Genomic DNA, 14,692 nt, shown 5'->3' with positions numbered 1-14,692 from the left:
AGTCACGCGATATACCGGCCCGGCGAGAAGGCCTTCACGTCGAACGGCGGCGCAGAGCCTGCGATCATCGCCGCGACCGCGGCGCCCGTTCCGGGACCGGTGGTGAAGCCGATATGCTGGTTGCCGAAGGCGAGCCAGAGGCCGCGATGCCTCGGCGCTTCGCCGATCATCGGCAGGCTGTCGGGCAGCGTCGGCCGCGCGCCGCGCCAGCGCTCGCCGACTGCATCGCCGAATTCGACCACGCTGCGCGCCATCGGCACCACCGCCTCGAGCTGCGCATAGTTCGACGGCGCGTCGCGCGCGGTGAGCTCGACGCCGCTGGTGACGCGAACGCCCTGCTCCATCGGCGTCATCAGAAATGCACCCTCCGCATCATGGATCGGCCGCAGTAATTTGCGTGCCGGGTTCGGCACGAAATGCTGGTGATAGCCGCGCTCGAACGCGAGCGGCACGCGATAGCCGAGCGGCCGCAACAGCTCGGCCGACCATGGGCCGAGCGCGACCACGACATGGCGCGCGGCGATCTCGCCGTCGGCCAGCTGCACGCGCCAGCCGTCGTCTTGTTGCGCGATCCGCCGGATCTCGGATCGCCGCACCGTGCCGCCGCTGGCAGCGAGCATCTGTGCATAGGCCTTCACCACCGCGCCGGGTGAATCGACCGATGCCGTCTGGCTGTGCAGCAGGCCAACGCTGTAGGCAGGGATGATGTTGGGCTCGAGTGCGGAGATCGCCTGGCGATCGAGCACCTCGCTTCTGATGCCGAATTCGGCGAGCGCCGCCTGCTCGGCCTTGGCGGTCGCGAGCCCGTCGCCGCGCCAGGCCTTGAGCCAGCCGGTTTCACGGATGCGATGGCCGGCGCCCGCCTGCACGATCCAGTCGCGATGCAGTGTCAACGACGTCCCGATCAGGCCGTGCAGCGCCGCGGCGCGCGGCCTGGTCTGCGACGGTGTCGCGGCGGCGAGGAAGCGGATCACCCAGCCGGCGTTGGCGAGCACCCACGGAAGATTCCAGCGCAGCGCCGGATGCGTGTTGGTCAGATATTTCGGCAGGTTCTTCAAAAGCTGTGGCGTGTTGAGCGGCAGGATCGAGCCCGACGAGATGATGCCGGCATTGCCGTAGGAGGTCTCGCTGCCCGGCTCGCGGCGGTCGACGATGACGACGGAGAGCCCGCGCTGCCGTGCGGCGAGGCCGGCCGAGACCCCGACCATGCCGGCGCCGAGCACGACGACGTCAGCCTGCTGCGCTGTCGCACCCTCGCTCATGCCGTCACATCAAGGTCAGGCCGCCATCGACCGGCAGCGTGGCGCCGGTGATGTGGCCCGCTTCCGGCGATAGCAGGAAGGCGACGACCGCGGCGACCTCGTCGGGCTCGGCCAGCCGCTGCATCGGATTGGCCTTCGCCACCCGCTCCCAGGTCGAGGAATCCAGCGCGCCGAACAGGCCGGGATCCTTGCGCGTGTAGCCGGGCATCACGGCGTTGGAGGTGGCGCCTGATGCGGCGAGCTCGATTGCGAGCGACTTCACCAACACCTCGAGCGCAGCCTTGGCGGCCGCCGATCCCGGATAGGTCGCGCCGGGCACGAAACGATGCGGCCCGAAACTGGAGACTGCGACGACGCGACTCCGTGCGCTGCGCGCGAGGTCGGGCAGCGCGGCCGCCGCGATTTCATGAAATGCCGCTGCCATCACGGCGAAGGCGCGCTCCAGCGCTGCGCGCGGTAGGCTGGCGAACTCGCGGCGGTCGGCAAAGCCCGCGGCATGAACGATGCTGTCGATCGGCCCGAATGCGGCGCGCGCGGCCTCGACCAGCGACGCGCCCGCGCCGGCCATAGCGAGATCGCCGGTAGAGACCGCGACCTTCGTCCCCTTGCTGCGGCATTCCTCCGCCACCGAATTCAGCCGCGCGAGCCCGCTGGCCTCGGCGCCCTGGCCATGCAGCATCAGCCCCTGATCGGGGCCGGCGAGCCGGCGTGCAACCGCAGCCCCGATGCCGGAGCCGCCTCCCGTGATGATTGATACGCGCATGAGGTGCGTGCTGTCAGTGCGATAAGAGACGGCGAACTATAGGTTCGGCGTCACGAAATGCAAACCGCCGCCGTCAGCTCAACGCCACGGCTCGACCAGGATCTTGGTGTGCGCCTCAGGATTGGCGAGATCGGCAAACGCCTGCGCAACGCCGTCGATGCCGACGCGACCAGTGACCAGCGAGGCGGCATCGACCTGGCCTTCCGCGATCAGACGCAGCGAATAGGCAAATTCCTCCGGCGTGTAGCCGAGCACGTACTGGACGTTGAGCTCCTTGATAATGCCGAGCATCGGCTCGGACTTGTCGGTCTCCATGCAGACGCCGACCACGACGACGCGGGCGCTGCGCGGGGCGCCTTCGAACACCTGCTGCAGCACGCCGGGCACACCGACGCATTCGAAGATCAGCGCCGGCTTCAGTGCCGGCAGCAGCGCCTGCAGCGGCGGCCGAGCCGCTTTCTCCGCTTCGGTCATCTGGGCGTGCTCGGCCCAGCTCGCATAAGGTTGCGTCTTGGCGGGATCGACCACGACATCGGCGCCCATCGTCTCGGCGAGCAGCCGTCGCGCCGGCGAGTAGTCGGCGGCAACGATCGGGCCGAGCCCCTTGATCTTCAGCGCCGCGATCACGGCAAGGCCGACCGGCCCGCAACCGATCACCAGCGGCACCTCGCCGCCTTTGATGTTGGCCATCGCCACCGCATGGACGCCGACCGCAAGCGGCTCGGTGAGCGCGGCGTGCTCGGCCGCGAGCCCGTTCGGCACCTCGAGCAGCAGCGGCTCGCTGAGCAGCATCTGCTCGGCATAGGCGCCGAGATAGTCGTTGGAATAGCCGATGCCCTTCGGGCCCTCCGGCGTCAGCAGCGCCGGCAGCGAGCAGACGCGCGTGCCGGGCTTCAGCTTGCGCGTGGTGCCCCGGCCGTAATCGAGGATCTCGCAGCAGAACTCGTGGCCGAACACGACGTCGCGCGACAGATCCATCGGCGTGCGGCCAGGCAGGAACTTGCTCAGCTCCACCATCCGGTGAGCATGCTTGCGTGCGTGCAGATCGGAACCGCAGATGCCGCAGGCGAGCGATTTGACCAGCACCTGGCCGGCGCCCGGTTTCGGTTCCGGCATCTGGTCGACGACAATCTCGCCGTTTCTGAAGATCGCTGCGCGCATGTTTCCTCCCGCGTGGGTTTCGTCCCACTCATTTTGATGCGTATTTCGTCCCGCGAAATACACTGTCGCGGATCAAGTCCGGGACAGGCTTTCGCTGCGGGAGGCTATAGCACGGAGGGTCACCACGTATAGCGCATAACGCCCTTGCCGGCGTAGGACTGGCTGACGTTGGAGAATTCACCCTCGAAGGTCGCAGCCGCCGACCAGCCGTTGCGCCACTTGATCTCCGCCGAGGCCGTCGTCAGCGCGGACTCGCTGGCTTGCGCTGCACCGTTGACCACGAAGGCCGCACCCGGCAGCGTCTGGAACACGGCCGCCGCGCTGCGGTTCGGATTGAAGTCATGCGCCCAGGCGACGCGGCCGCGCAGCGTCACGATGCCGCCATCGACCGCGAACGACTTGTCGGAACGCAGGCCTAGCTCGCTCCTGACGTCGGTGACGCTCTTTGCCGCATAATTGAGCGCGAGGGCGCCGCCGCCGGAAACCACGCTCTCCGCATAGTTCGGCAACTCGAAGCTGGTGAACTGGGCCGCCGCATAAGGCGTCAGCCCGATCCACGGCGTGGCAGTGCGATAGCCGCCCTCGAGCCGGCCCGACCACGCATTGGCATTGAAGTTTGCACGCAGATGATCGACGCCTGCGGCGGTGACGATGCGGTCGGTGGTGATATCCTGCCAGCCATAGGCGAGCGCTGCGCTCAGGTACGCCGCACCGACGGTGTGACGGACGAACGCGCCGGCCTGGAACAGGTCCGAGCGGCCCCAGCCGAGACCGTTGACGCTGAAACTGGTGGCGCCGCCGGCGAGCGCAAAGCCCGCAATGGTGTTCGGCGAGAAGCGGTAATCGGCGCCGACCGCGGTGCCATAGAGGCTGCTGCTCGTGTTGTTCGCGCCCAGCACCGCGTTGCCGCTGGTGGTCTGCGAGCCGCCGTAACCTGCCGCCCAGATGCTCCAGCGCTGCGCGAAATCGGGCGGCGGCGCCGGCGCCTTGGTGTAGATCGCGGCCAGCGCATCGCGCGGCTCGGTCTTGCGCGCCGCATAGGCCAGCGACGCGCTCTCCTCGGCAAATGGTATGGCGCCCGCGCCACCACCAAAGCCGCCATCGCGTCCGGCGACAAAGGGATCAGTCAGTAGACCGAGGAACTGGTTCATCGCGTTGAACGTCGCCTGCTGCGATCCGGTCGCGCCCTCGCCGGAGGCCTGCGTCAGGCCGTTCGGCGACAATCCCGCGAACGCCGCGCTGATGCCGCCATTGGCATTGAAGAAGTTCTGCAGCGTGGTGGCGACATTGCCCTGGTTGATATTGAGCTTCGACTTCGCGGCATAGTCGAGCGCGAAGTTGAGGTAGGTATTCCTGGCGTCGTAGCCGAGCGTCGCGATCAGCCCCGACGGCAACCCGGTTGAATCGACGCCGGCGAACGCGCCGTTGCGGCCGCCGTCCGCCGACAGAATGGTGTATTGCTTCATCACCGTGCTGCCGGCAGCGACGCTGACACCGACCGACCCGGCAAGCGTCGCCGCACCGGTCACCTTGGCTGATGTCGAGGCGCTCGCATTGAGCCCGACGAGATAGAGCGCACCGGACTGGAATGCGAGATTGCCTGCGACGTTCAGGAAGCTGCCGGGCGTCGCGTTGCCGGGCAGCAGGATACCGCCGCTTGCGATCGTCGTGTTGCCGACGGTGCCGATACCGGAAAGCGCGCCGCCCGAATTCACCGTCACCGAGCTCGACGATACGATCGAGCCGTCGACCTGCAAGATGCCGCCATTGACAACAGTGGTGCCGGTATAGGTGTTGACGCCCGAGAGAGTCAGCGTGCCGCTACCGGTCTTTTCCAGATTGCCGGGCCCGGTGGGGCCGCAACCGCAGGGATCGAAATCGGCGATCACGCCGCTGACATTAGTCGAGAGGTTGTTGCCGCCGACCGTGAGCGTGTTGCCGGCACCGATATAGTAGATACCTGAGCCCGCGATCGAGCCTGCCGTGATGCGGCCGTCGCCGCCCGGCCCAAGGCTGCCGCCGAAATCCACAAAGCCGGTGCCGTTGGTGATGAATTGCGCCGTGCCGCCGGTCGCGTTGTCGAAGAACTTGACGTTCGCACCGCTCTCGGTGGTGATGGTGGCGTTTCCGGCGGTGGCATATGCACCGAACATCAGGAAGCCGCCGGAACGGTTGGTGATCGTCGCGTTGCCTGCGGTCGGTGCCTCGGTCGTGCTGAAGCCCGACGTGCCGAAATAGGTGTTGCCGCTGTTGTCGATCGTTGCGTTCGCCGCGGTGCTGTTCTGGAAGAAGCCGGTGAAGCCGGTCGCGCTTGTGATAATCGTCGCCGACGCGGCCGACGAGAACTCGAAGAACTGCGTCGAGCCTCCGTTGGAGCCGTTGATGATGGTAGCCTGACCCGCATTGGTGTGGCCGAGGAACACGACGCCGCCGCCGTCATGGTTGTTGAACACGGCCTTGCCGGCGGTGCTGGTGTCCGAGCCGCCGGGAGGACCGAGCGCGTCGCCGAACACCACGTTGCCGCCATTGCTGTTGTTGAACGTGGCATTGCCGGCCGAGCTGGCGTCCCGGAAGATCGTGAGCGCGCCGTTGCTGTTGCTCACGGAGGCATTGCCGGCGGTGCTGCTGTCACGAAACTGCGTGATGCCGAAATTCTCGTTGACGATGATCGCCGTCGACGCCGTCGTGGAATTGTGGAACGTCGTGGTGGCGACCCCGTTGAAGCCGTCGTTGACGATTTTCGTGATGCCCAACGTGTCGGCATTGACGATGTCGAACTTGCCGTCGACGTTGACCTGGCCGACGATCGAGGCGGTGTGGCCGGCGTCGCCGAGTTGCAACGTCGCACAATCGCAGATCGTGGTGCCGCCGGTATAGGTGTTGGTGCCGAGCAACATCACGCGACCGAGGCCGCCTGAAGCGTCCAGCACCGTCAGCTTGCCGGGACCGTTGCCGTCAGCGATGTTGCCGGCGATCGTGAGCGTCACGCCGTTGGCGTCGATCGCACTGCCGGTGGCAGACGTGTTGATCCTGAAATTATTGCTGAAGGTCAGGTGACTGAGGCCATCGGCTTGGAATGCCGCGTTGTCCAGCGTGACCGTGCCTGACCCGACCGACTTGTTGTTGGTGACGAGAACGGTCGTGTCGACCACCAGCGTGCCGCCCGTGTAGGTGTTGGCGCCGGAGAGCTGGACATTGGAGACGCCGGACGCGGACGAGTCCATCAGGCGCAGAACGCCTGCGCCTGCACCATCGGCGATCACGCCCTGAAGATTGACCTGGGCGCCGTTCGCATCGACCGTGCCGCCGGCCGCGTTGACCGCGATGTTGTTGGAGAAGGCAACGCTCGAGACCGTCGGCGACTGCATCTGGAAGGTGCCGCCGTTGAGCGTGATGGTACCGGTGCCGACCGAATTGGCGTTGGTCACCTGCACCGTACCGGCCGAGATCAGCGTGCCGCCGGTGTAGCCGTTGGTGCCCGCAAGCACCAATGTGCTGTTGCCGAGCTGCTGCACCATCACCCCCGGCGCAGAGCCGTTGATGTTGGCGCTGATGGTGATGGTCTGGCCGTTGTTGGCCCGGTTGATCAGGCCACCGCTCGGCCCCGTCAGAGCGAAGTTAACCGGATTGCCGCCGATCGTGTACGACTGCGAATTGGCGGTGAAGGTCCAGGAGTCCGGCAGCATCGGACCGCCAGCGATGGTGACCGTCGCCGATCCCGTCGAATCGAAAATGGCGGATTGGGTCGGGAGGATCGGCGGCGCACCGGGCGACGTCGTCGACCAGTTGGTCGGGAGTTGGTAGTCGGCTGTGCTGGTCGTGCTGCCGCTGCCACCCCACGTGAAGCTCTGGGCCTGCGCCGAGTTGACGGCGAACAGGCTCACGGCCACCGAGACACAGGCCGCCAAGGCCGTCACGCCGCGAGACGACCGACCAAACGAGAAAAAGAACAAACCAAAATGCACGTGCACCGCCCCCAAGCGCTCTCCGGCGCTGTTGGGATCAGGTTAGCATGCGGCCAATTGCGAGATTGTCGTTTGTTTCCGAATCGTTCGATTCGGCCTTCCGGAGATCGAAGTTTCGGCCGGACTGTTGTACACCCGCAACGCTAGCGGAGGCTGGATTCGCAACCAGCGCACGATTTGCGTACCGCGGTCAGGCGTTCGGCGACGGCTCGCTGACCACGTCGAGCAACTGCGAGCGGCGGATGCGTTCGCGATGCGCGGTGTAGAGGCCGGAGGCGACGATGAAGCCGGCGCCGAGGATGGTCCAACGGTCAGGCACTTCGCCGAAGATCAGGAAGCCGAGGATGCTGACCCACAGCAGCTGCGTATAGGAGAACGGCGCCAGAACCGAGGCATCGCCGTAGCGGAACGCCAGCACCACGATCCACTGTCCGACGGTGGATGCAACGCCGATCAGGATGCCGAACATGATGTCGTGCCAGCTCGGCGTGACCCAGACGAACGGCACCAGCGCGCTGACAATGGCGACGCCGACAATGGACGAATAGGTCATCACCGTGATCGGACGTTCGCTGCCGCTCATCATGCGCGTCAGGATCAGCGTGGCGGCCCACGCCAGCGCCGAGACGATCGGGAAGACCGCCGCGGGATGGAAGGCACTGGTGCCAGGCCGCAGGATGATGAACACACCGGCGAGGCCAACCGCGGTTGCGATCCAGCGCCGCATGCCGACCTTCTCGCCAAGAAACGCGATCGACAGCGCGGTGACGAACAGCGGCGAGACGAAACTGGTGGCCGAAGCCTCGGCGATCGGCAGGAAGCCCAGCCCCGTGATGAAGATCAGCGAGGAGCCGAGCAGCGCAGCGCCGCGCAGCACATGCAGGCCGGGACGGCTGCTGCGCAGTGCGAACAGCGGCGCGCCCGGCAGCATCGCCGGCATCATGATCAGCGCGAACACCAGGAAGCGGATCCAGGCGATCTCGATCGAAGGCAGCGAGGACGACAGATATTTCGCGGTGACGTCGGAGGTGCCCAAAAACACCGTCGACAGCAGGATCAGCGCAATGCCCTTGAACGGACTGTCGGTGCGGGCCGGCGCCTTGCGTGCAACAGACGTCTTCGCGGGCAATGAAAGAGGAACGCTGTCCAGCCTGGCGGCTACGGCGGGGGGCGGTGTCACGGCAATCTCGAAGGCGAAATAAGGGGAATCTGCTGTTCGTACAAAACGCCAATTCCGCCGCAAGAACAATGCCCGAAAACGGGACTCCGATATGCACCAGCGCGCGCGACCGCCCGCCGCAGCCCGGTGCGCGGCCGCAACTGCAACAGTTTGTTAAGAACTGTGTGGAGCGGAGCCTCTTGTGAATCCCGCGAATTAGAGCATCGGCAGCGAGCGCGGCTTCGGTCCGCGCGGGAACGCCGCGTCGAGCGCGGCGATTTCGTCGCCGCTGAGCTTGAGCGCTCCCGCCGCGGCATTCTCCGCGGCGTGGTCCGCGTTCGACGCCTTCGGGATCGCGAGCACCGACGGCAGCCGCGTGAGAAAGCTCAGCGCGACCTGGCGTGGCGTCGCCTGGTGCGCCTGCGCGATCGATTGCAGCACCGCTCCGGATTTGCCCGATAGTGCGGGAAAGTCATTGTGGCCGAACGGCGAGTAGGCGACCACGGCCACGCCATGCCGCTCGCACCACGGGATCACCGCGTGCTCGATGGCGCGCTCGCGCAGATGGTAGAGCACCTGGTTGCAGGCGATCTTGCCCTCGCCCGCGACATCGAGCAGTTCATCGAGATCGTCTGCGTCGAAATTGCTGACGCCCCAGGAGCGGATCTTGCCGGCCGCGATCAATTCGTCGAACGCCGCGACCGTCTCGGCAAGCGGATAGGTCCCGCGCCAGTGCAGCAGATAGCAATCGAGGCGATCGGTCTTCAGCCGCTTCAGCGAGCGCTCGCAGGCGGTGATGGTGCCGCGCCGCGAGGCGTTGCTCGGCAAGACCTTCGAGACCAGGAACAGCTCGTCGCGGTGGCCGGTGATCGCGTCCGCGATCACGAGCTCGGCGTCGCCATACATCTCCGCCGTGTCGATATGCGTCATGCCGGCGTCGATCCCGCGCTTCAGCGCAGCAATCGCCGCCTTGCGGTCACCGCGATCGAGATACCAGGTGCCCTGCCCGATCACCGAGACCTGCGGGCCGTTGTTGCCGAATTTTCTTGTCTGCACGGGTTGCCCTTGTTCGCGCTAAAGCCACACGCGAAGGATAGTCGAATAAGGCAACGATGTCTCCCCACCGTCGTCCCTGCGAAAGCAGGGACCCATAGCCACTGAATGCTGTTGTCGAGAACGCTGTGGCCACAGCGTTCTGCAATTCAAAAACTTGTGGTTATGGGTCCCGGGTCAAGCCCGGGACGACATCTGTTTTGTGGTGCTCACTCGTGCCAACAATTCACACGTTGAGATTCATCCACACCGCCTTCGGCTCCGTGAAGTTGTCGAGCGCGGCGGTGCCGTGCTCGCGGCCGAGGCCGGAGTCGCGCTCGCCGCCCCACGGCAACCGCACATCGGTGTAGCCATAGGTGTTGATCCACACCGTGCCGGCGCGGGCCTTCTTGGCGAAGCGCTGCACGCGGCCCATATCCGCGCTCCAGACACCGGCGGCGAGGCTGTAGGCGGTGCCGTTGGCGATGCGCAGCGCATCGGCCTCGTCCTTGAACTTGATCACGCTGACGACGGGACCGAAGATCTCCTCTTGCGAGATCCGCATCTCGTGCGCGACATTGGCGAACACCGCGGGGCTGATGAAATAGCCGCGGTCGCCGACACGTGCGCCGCCGGTGGCGAGCTGCGCGCCTTCATTCTTGCCGATTGCGACATAGTCGAGGATCGAGCGCATCTGCTTCTCGGAGATGACAGGTCCGAGCACGGTCGCGCGATCCGCGGGATCGCCGATACGCAGGCTTTCTGCGCGGGCGACCAGCCGCTCGACCACCTCGTCATAGGCGTTCTCCTGCACCAGCACGCGCGAGCCGGCCGAGCAGACCTGTCCGGCATTGAAGAAGATGCCGGCGGCGGCAGCCTTGGCGGCGGCCTCGAGATTGGCGTCGTCGAAGATCACATTGGCCGACTTGCCGCCGAGCTCGAGCGAGACCCGTTTGAAGTTGCCGGCGGCGCCCTTCATGATGCCGCGGCCGACGCCGGGCGAGCCGGTGAACGTCACCTTGTCGACATCGGGGTGATTGACCAGCGCGTCGCCGACGACGCGGCCGGGCCCAGTCACGATGTTGAGCACGCCCTTCGGCAGCCCGGCCTCGAGCGCGAGTTCGCCGATCCGCAGCGCCGACAGCGAGGTCAGCTCGGCCGGCTTCATCACGACCGTGCAGCCGCAGGCCAGTGCGGGTGCGAGCTTCCACATGCCGATCATCAGCGGGAAATTCCACGGCACGATCGCGGCGACCACGCCGACCGGCTCACGCACGGTGTAGGTCAGCGCGTCGTCGCGCGTCGAGACGACGTCGCCGCTGATCTTGTCGGCCCAGCCGGCGTAATAGGTCAGCGTATCGATGGCGGCGGGAAAATCCTGGCGCAGCACCGCCGCGATCGGCTTGCCGGCATCGAGGCTTTCGAGGGCTGCGATTTCGTCGGCGTGCTGCTTGAGCAGCTCGGCCCATTTCAGCAGGATATGACCGCGCTCGGCGGCGCGCATGGTGCGCCACGGGCCTTCGAAGGCGCGGCGGGCGGCGGTGACCGCGCGGTCGACGTCAGCCTCATTGCCTTCGGCGACGGTCGCGACCACCTGCTCGGTGGCGGGATTGAGCGATTTGAAGGTTTTTCCTGACAGCGAACGGACGCGGGCGCCGTCGATCAGCAGCAATTCGTCCCGAACGGTCGGGGCGCGCGCGTCGCGTTCATAGTCATATGCAACCGACATCATATTTCCTCCTGATGTTGTGACTCAACGTAGGAGGCTTTGATCCTCAGTAAATATGATATCTTGTGCCTATTGGTATACCAAGATATGAAGTCAACTTCATAGGTTGTGACCACGATGCTGCAGATCGAGATCGAGACCGTCTGGCGCTTCCGGAAAGAAAACTCGCCGCAGACCGCGGTCGTGATGCTCGGCATCCTCAACGAGATCAGGAAGACCGGAAAGATCACCAGCGCCGCCCGCGATGCGCAGCTATCCTATCGCCATGTCTGGAATCTGATCGAGCAATGGTCCGAGTTCTTCGGCGTGCCGCTGGTGGAGACCCAGCGCGGCAAGGGCTCGAAGCTGACGCCGTTCGGCGAGAAGCTGGTGTGGGCCGGCGAGCGCATGCAGGCGCGGCTCGGATTACAGCTCGAGAACCTCGCGCAGGAACTGGTGACCGAGATCAAGCCGTTCCTCGCGCAGCGGCCGCAGGTGATCCGGGTTCATGCCAGCCACGGCTTTGCGGTGTCCAAGCTGCGCGAGTTCCTCGATCGCGAAGGCGGCGTGGGCGTCGATCTCCGTTACGTCAGCAACCAGAACTCGCTGGTCTCGCTGGCGCAGGGGGCCTGCGATCTCTCCGGCGTGCATCTGCCGCACGGCGAACTGCGCGCGCGGGGCATCAAGGCCTGCCGGGAATGGCTCGACCCGCGTGAGGACCGCGTGATCAACTTCGTCACGCGCGAGATGGGCCTGATGGTCAAGCGCGGCAACCCGCTGAAGATCACGTCGCTGAAGGACCTGGTCGAGCGCAAGGCCCGCTTCGTCAACCGCGACCATGATTCGGGCACGCGGCTGCTGTTCGATCAATTGTTGACGCTGCACAAGATCCCGCAAAGCCGGATCAATGGCGCCCAGCACATGGAGTTCACCCATGCCGCGGTCGCCGCCTATGTCGCAAGCGGCATGGCGGATGCGAGTTTCGGCGTCGAGGCCGCCGCACGGCAGTTCGGCCTCGATTTCATCCGCCTTCTCACGGAGGACTATTTCTTCGTCTGCAAGCGCGCGTTCATCGAGACCGAGCCGATGCAGCGCGTGCTCGACATCATGAAGAGCAGCGAGTTTCACAAGGCCGTGGGCGCGCTCCCCGGCTATGTCGCCTCGAATACCGGCGCCGTCAGCGGCGTGAAGGATTTTCTCGAGAAGATGCATTCGGACCGCTGATCTGCCGCGCGCCGTGGCGGCTGGACTCGTCGCGATCCGCCGCGCTATATTCACGATTATATAGCGAAAACACTGGACGTTGCCGATGCGACCACCCCGCTCCGCCATTGCCATCCGCCATGTGGCGTTCGAGGACCTCGGGCTGCTGGCCCCGATCATGGAGCGTGCGGGCTGGAGCGTGTCGTTCTGCGATGCGCCGGTCGACGACCTCTCCGATCGCGCGGTCAGCGACGCGGACCTCTTGATCGTGCTGGGCGGCCCGATCGGGGTCTACGAGACCGACACCTATCCGTTCCTCTCGACCGAGCTTGCGCTCTTGGAACACCGGCTCCGCCGCGGACTCCCGACGCTCGGCATCTGCCTCGGCGCGCAATTGATGGCGCAGGCGCTCGGCGGCCGCGTGTTCCCGGGCAAGGTCAAGGAAATCGGCTGGGGCCCGGTCGAGCTGACGCCGGACGGCAAGGCATCCTGCCTGCGCAATCTGCAGACAAAAGTGCTGCACTGGCACGGCGACACCTTCGAGCTGCCCAAGGATGCCGTGCGGCTGGCCTCGAATGCCAATTACGAGAACCAGGCCTTCGCTTACGGCCGCAACGCACTCGCGCTGCAATTCCACCTCGAGGCCGATCCGCGGCAGCTCGAGGAATGGTATGTCGGCCACGCCGTCGAACTGTCGGCGGCGAAAGTCTCGATATCAGAACTGCGCGCGACGACGCGGGCGCTGGCGAGGCCGGTCGCCGCGCAAGCCGAGCAGGTGTTCGGCGACTGGCTGTTGTCCATCGCACCAGGCGACAGCGTGCTTCGCTCCAGCGCAGGCGCGTGACTATCCGTCGAGCCCGCTGATATCGGCGACCAGCACCGAGCCCGTCACCGATTCCGTGATGTAGAGCCGGTCGCGATTGGCGCCGCCGATCGCGACATTGGTGCAGCTTGGTCCGGCGCAGGACTTGATCCGCGCGATGCACTCGCCGTTCGGCGCGAACACGAAGACGTGGCCGAGCGAGGCGTGCGCGACGAACAGCCGCCCCGCCCCGTCCATCGTCATGCCGTCGGGTCCGCTCGGGCCGAACAGCGAGCAGAAACGGCCGACCTTGGACACGCTGCCGTCCTTCATGAACGGCGCGCGCCACACCGCATTGTCGCGTGTCATGGCGACGAACAGCACCGCCTCGTGCGGATCGAGCACCAAGCCGTTTGGGCTGATGCCGGTGTCGATCAGGCAGTCGAGCTGCCCGCTGGCTTTCAAGCGATAGACCCGGCCGGTCGGATCTTGCAGCCCGGTCTGGCCCTGGTCGGTGAAATAGATGTCGCCGTTCGTGGCGATGTGCAGGTCGTTGCAGCCGCGGAACGATTCCGAATTGCGCGAGCGCAGCAGCGGCGTGACCTCGCCCGATTTGGCATCGAGCTCCATCAGCCCGTGCCGGTAGTCGGCGATCAGGATGCGGCCCATCGGATCGATCTTCAGCCCGTTCGGCCAGCCGTCATATTCGGCGACCTGCGTCCATGACTTGTCCGGAGCAATCCTGAAGATGCGGCCGAACGGAATGTCCACGATGTAGAGATTGCCATCGGCATCGAACGACGGTCCCTCGATGAAGCAGTCGGTCACCGCGCCCGGCCGGTTGGCGTCGGCCCATTCGCTCGGCACCTTGCGGCGGAATTCAGCCGGCACGGCGGAGAAGACCTCGGTCGGGATAAGTTTCGGCGGCGTTTCCAGGAACATCATTTTTTTGGTTCACCCGTTGGCGGAACGGGTGGGACCATAGATCGATCCTTTCGTCATTGCGAGTGAAGCGAAGCAATCCATCTCTCGGCAAGCGGAGGTATGGATTGCTTCGCTACGCTCGCAATGACGTGGACAGAGCTTCCGCTCGCAGCGAAACCGATGTTCCGCGGCAAGCGCCGACGACCCCCCTACTCCGCCGCCTGCGCACTGCCATAGGCTTCCGAAATCATGTAGCCGGACAGCGTGCCGTAGGCCGCGGTCCATGCGGCGGCGACGTCAGGCGTCCAGGCTTCGCCGAGGCCCTTCTCCAAGGTCCAGAGCAATGCGCCGCCGACCACCGGATAATGCTCGGGCCTTGCGCCATAGCCGACATGGCGCTTGGCGAGCGCACTCGCGGCCGGAAGCACTGACGGCAGGTTGCTCAGTCCGTTGACAACGACGGCAAGCGTTCCCATCAGCTTCTTGCGCTGCTCGGTCATATCAGAGGGAAACATCGCCTTCACACCGGGCGCGACCTCGAACAGGCGGTCATAGAAGATGATCGCCGCCTGCTCCGAGATCGGCGCAACCTTGGCGAAGGTCTCCTGGACGAGCTTGACCTGGTCTTCCGTCATGTGTGCCTCCGTGCACGCTGCTTCCTCGCCGCGCCATTGCGGCGAGACAGAAAAGGCTCTCACGTGAGCGAGGCGCTG

11 protein-coding genes are annotated in these 14,692 nt (G+C 65.6%); 2 read left to right on the top strand and 9 right to left on the bottom strand.

Annotated elements, in window-relative coordinates; translation table 11 throughout:
- Positions 1 to 2: 2 nt before the first annotated feature.
- The 7 genes from ACOIX3_RS12415 to ACOIX3_RS12385 form a co-directional block, all read right to left on the bottom strand.
- The gene (locus ACOIX3_RS12415) at positions 3 to 1,262 is read right to left on the bottom strand and encodes an NAD(P)/FAD-dependent oxidoreductase (protein WP_420970106.1); all 1,260 of its coding nucleotides are present in this window, start codon (positions 1,260 to 1,262) and stop codon (positions 3 to 5) included.
- 4 nt (positions 1,263 to 1,266) lie between these two features.
- Positions 1,267 to 2,025, bottom strand: coding sequence for an SDR family NAD(P)-dependent oxidoreductase (locus ACOIX3_RS12410; RefSeq protein ID WP_420970105.1), 759 nt, complete (start codon positions 2,023 to 2,025; stop codon positions 1,267 to 1,269).
- Between the two features lie 78 nt (positions 2,026 to 2,103).
- Positions 2,104 to 3,186, bottom strand: coding sequence for a zinc-binding dehydrogenase (locus ACOIX3_RS12405; protein ID WP_420970104.1), 1,083 nt, complete (start codon positions 3,184 to 3,186; stop codon positions 2,104 to 2,106).
- A gap of 119 nt (positions 3,187 to 3,305) precedes the next feature.
- Positions 3,306 to 7,103: an autotransporter domain-containing protein gene (locus tag ACOIX3_RS12400; protein ID WP_420970103.1), complete on the bottom strand. Its 3,798-nt coding sequence runs from the start codon at positions 7,101 to 7,103 to the stop codon at positions 3,306 to 3,308.
- Between the two features lie 238 nt (positions 7,104 to 7,341).
- Positions 7,342 to 8,331, bottom strand: a complete 990-nt coding sequence (locus ACOIX3_RS12395) for a DMT family transporter (RefSeq protein WP_420970102.1) — start codon at positions 8,329 to 8,331, stop codon at positions 7,342 to 7,344.
- A 195-nt stretch (positions 8,332 to 8,526) separates the two neighbouring features.
- Positions 8,527 to 9,366: an aldo/keto reductase gene (locus ACOIX3_RS12390; protein ID WP_420970101.1), complete on the bottom strand. Its 840-nt coding sequence runs from the start codon at positions 9,364 to 9,366 to the stop codon at positions 8,527 to 8,529.
- Positions 9,367 to 9,589: 223 nt separating this feature from the next.
- Positions 9,590 to 11,071, bottom strand: a complete 1,482-nt coding sequence (locus ACOIX3_RS12385; protein WP_420970100.1) for an aldehyde dehydrogenase family protein — start codon at positions 11,069 to 11,071, stop codon at positions 9,590 to 9,592.
- 117 nt (positions 11,072 to 11,188) lie between these two features.
- Here ACOIX3_RS12385 and ACOIX3_RS12380 point away from each other — a divergent pair, with 117 nt between their 5' ends.
- Both ACOIX3_RS12380 and ACOIX3_RS12375 read left to right on the top strand, forming a co-directional pair.
- Complete coding sequence (locus ACOIX3_RS12380; protein WP_420970099.1) at positions 11,189 to 12,274, top strand: substrate-binding domain-containing protein; 1,086 nt, start codon at positions 11,189 to 11,191, stop codon at positions 12,272 to 12,274.
- 85 nt (positions 12,275 to 12,359) lie between these two features.
- Positions 12,360 to 13,097, top strand: coding sequence for a glutamine amidotransferase (locus ACOIX3_RS12375; RefSeq protein WP_420970098.1), 738 nt, complete (start codon positions 12,360 to 12,362; stop codon positions 13,095 to 13,097).
- On the opposite strand, the gene ACOIX3_RS12370 is transcribed toward ACOIX3_RS12375, so the two are convergent.
- Positions 13,098 to 14,000 carry an SMP-30/gluconolactonase/LRE family protein gene (locus ACOIX3_RS12370; RefSeq protein WP_420970097.1) on the bottom strand — a complete coding sequence of 301 codons (903 nt, stop codon included), beginning with the start codon at positions 13,998 to 14,000 and terminating at the stop codon, positions 13,098 to 13,100. It abuts the gene before it with no gap.
- A 188-nt stretch (positions 14,001 to 14,188) separates the two neighbouring features.
- Positions 14,189 to 14,614, bottom strand: a complete 426-nt coding sequence (locus tag ACOIX3_RS12365) for a globin family protein (RefSeq protein ID WP_420970096.1) — start codon at positions 14,612 to 14,614, stop codon at positions 14,189 to 14,191.
- Positions 14,615 to 14,692: the final 78 nt, after the last annotated feature.

The organism is Bradyrhizobium sp. B120 (genome assembly GCF_049075665.1).
GTDB lineage: Bacteria > Pseudomonadota > Alphaproteobacteria > Rhizobiales > Xanthobacteraceae > Bradyrhizobium.
This window is presented reverse-complemented; position numbering and strand designations above follow the sequence as displayed.

Bases quoted from the DNA above. Each gene is read 5' to 3' on its own strand.
- ACOIX3_RS12365 (WP_420970096.1), bottom strand. From the start codon at position 14,614: ATGACGGAAGACCAGGTCAAGCTCGTCCAGGAGACCTTCGCCAAGGTT.
- ACOIX3_RS12380 (WP_420970099.1), top strand. From the start codon at position 11,189: ATGCTGCAGATCGAGATCGAGACCGTCTGGCGCTTCCGGAAAGAAAAC.
- ACOIX3_RS12370 (WP_420970097.1), bottom strand. From the start codon at position 14,000: ATGATGTTCCTGGAAACGCCGCCGAAACTTATCCCGACCGAGGTCTTC.
- ACOIX3_RS12385 (WP_420970100.1), bottom strand. From the start codon at position 11,071: ATGTCGGTTGCATATGACTATGAACGCGACGCGCGCGCCCCGACCGTT.
- ACOIX3_RS12375 (WP_420970098.1), top strand. From the start codon at position 12,360: ATGCGACCACCCCGCTCCGCCATTGCCATCCGCCATGTGGCGTTCGAG.
- ACOIX3_RS12410 (WP_420970105.1), bottom strand. From the start codon at position 2,025: ATGCGCGTATCAATCATCACGGGAGGCGGCTCCGGCATCGGGGCTGCG.
- ACOIX3_RS12415 (WP_420970106.1), bottom strand. From the start codon at position 1,262: ATGAGCGAGGGTGCGACAGCGCAGCAGGCTGACGTCGTCGTGCTCGGC.
- ACOIX3_RS12405 (WP_420970104.1), bottom strand. From the start codon at position 3,186: ATGCGCGCAGCGATCTTCAGAAACGGCGAGATTGTCGTCGACCAGATG.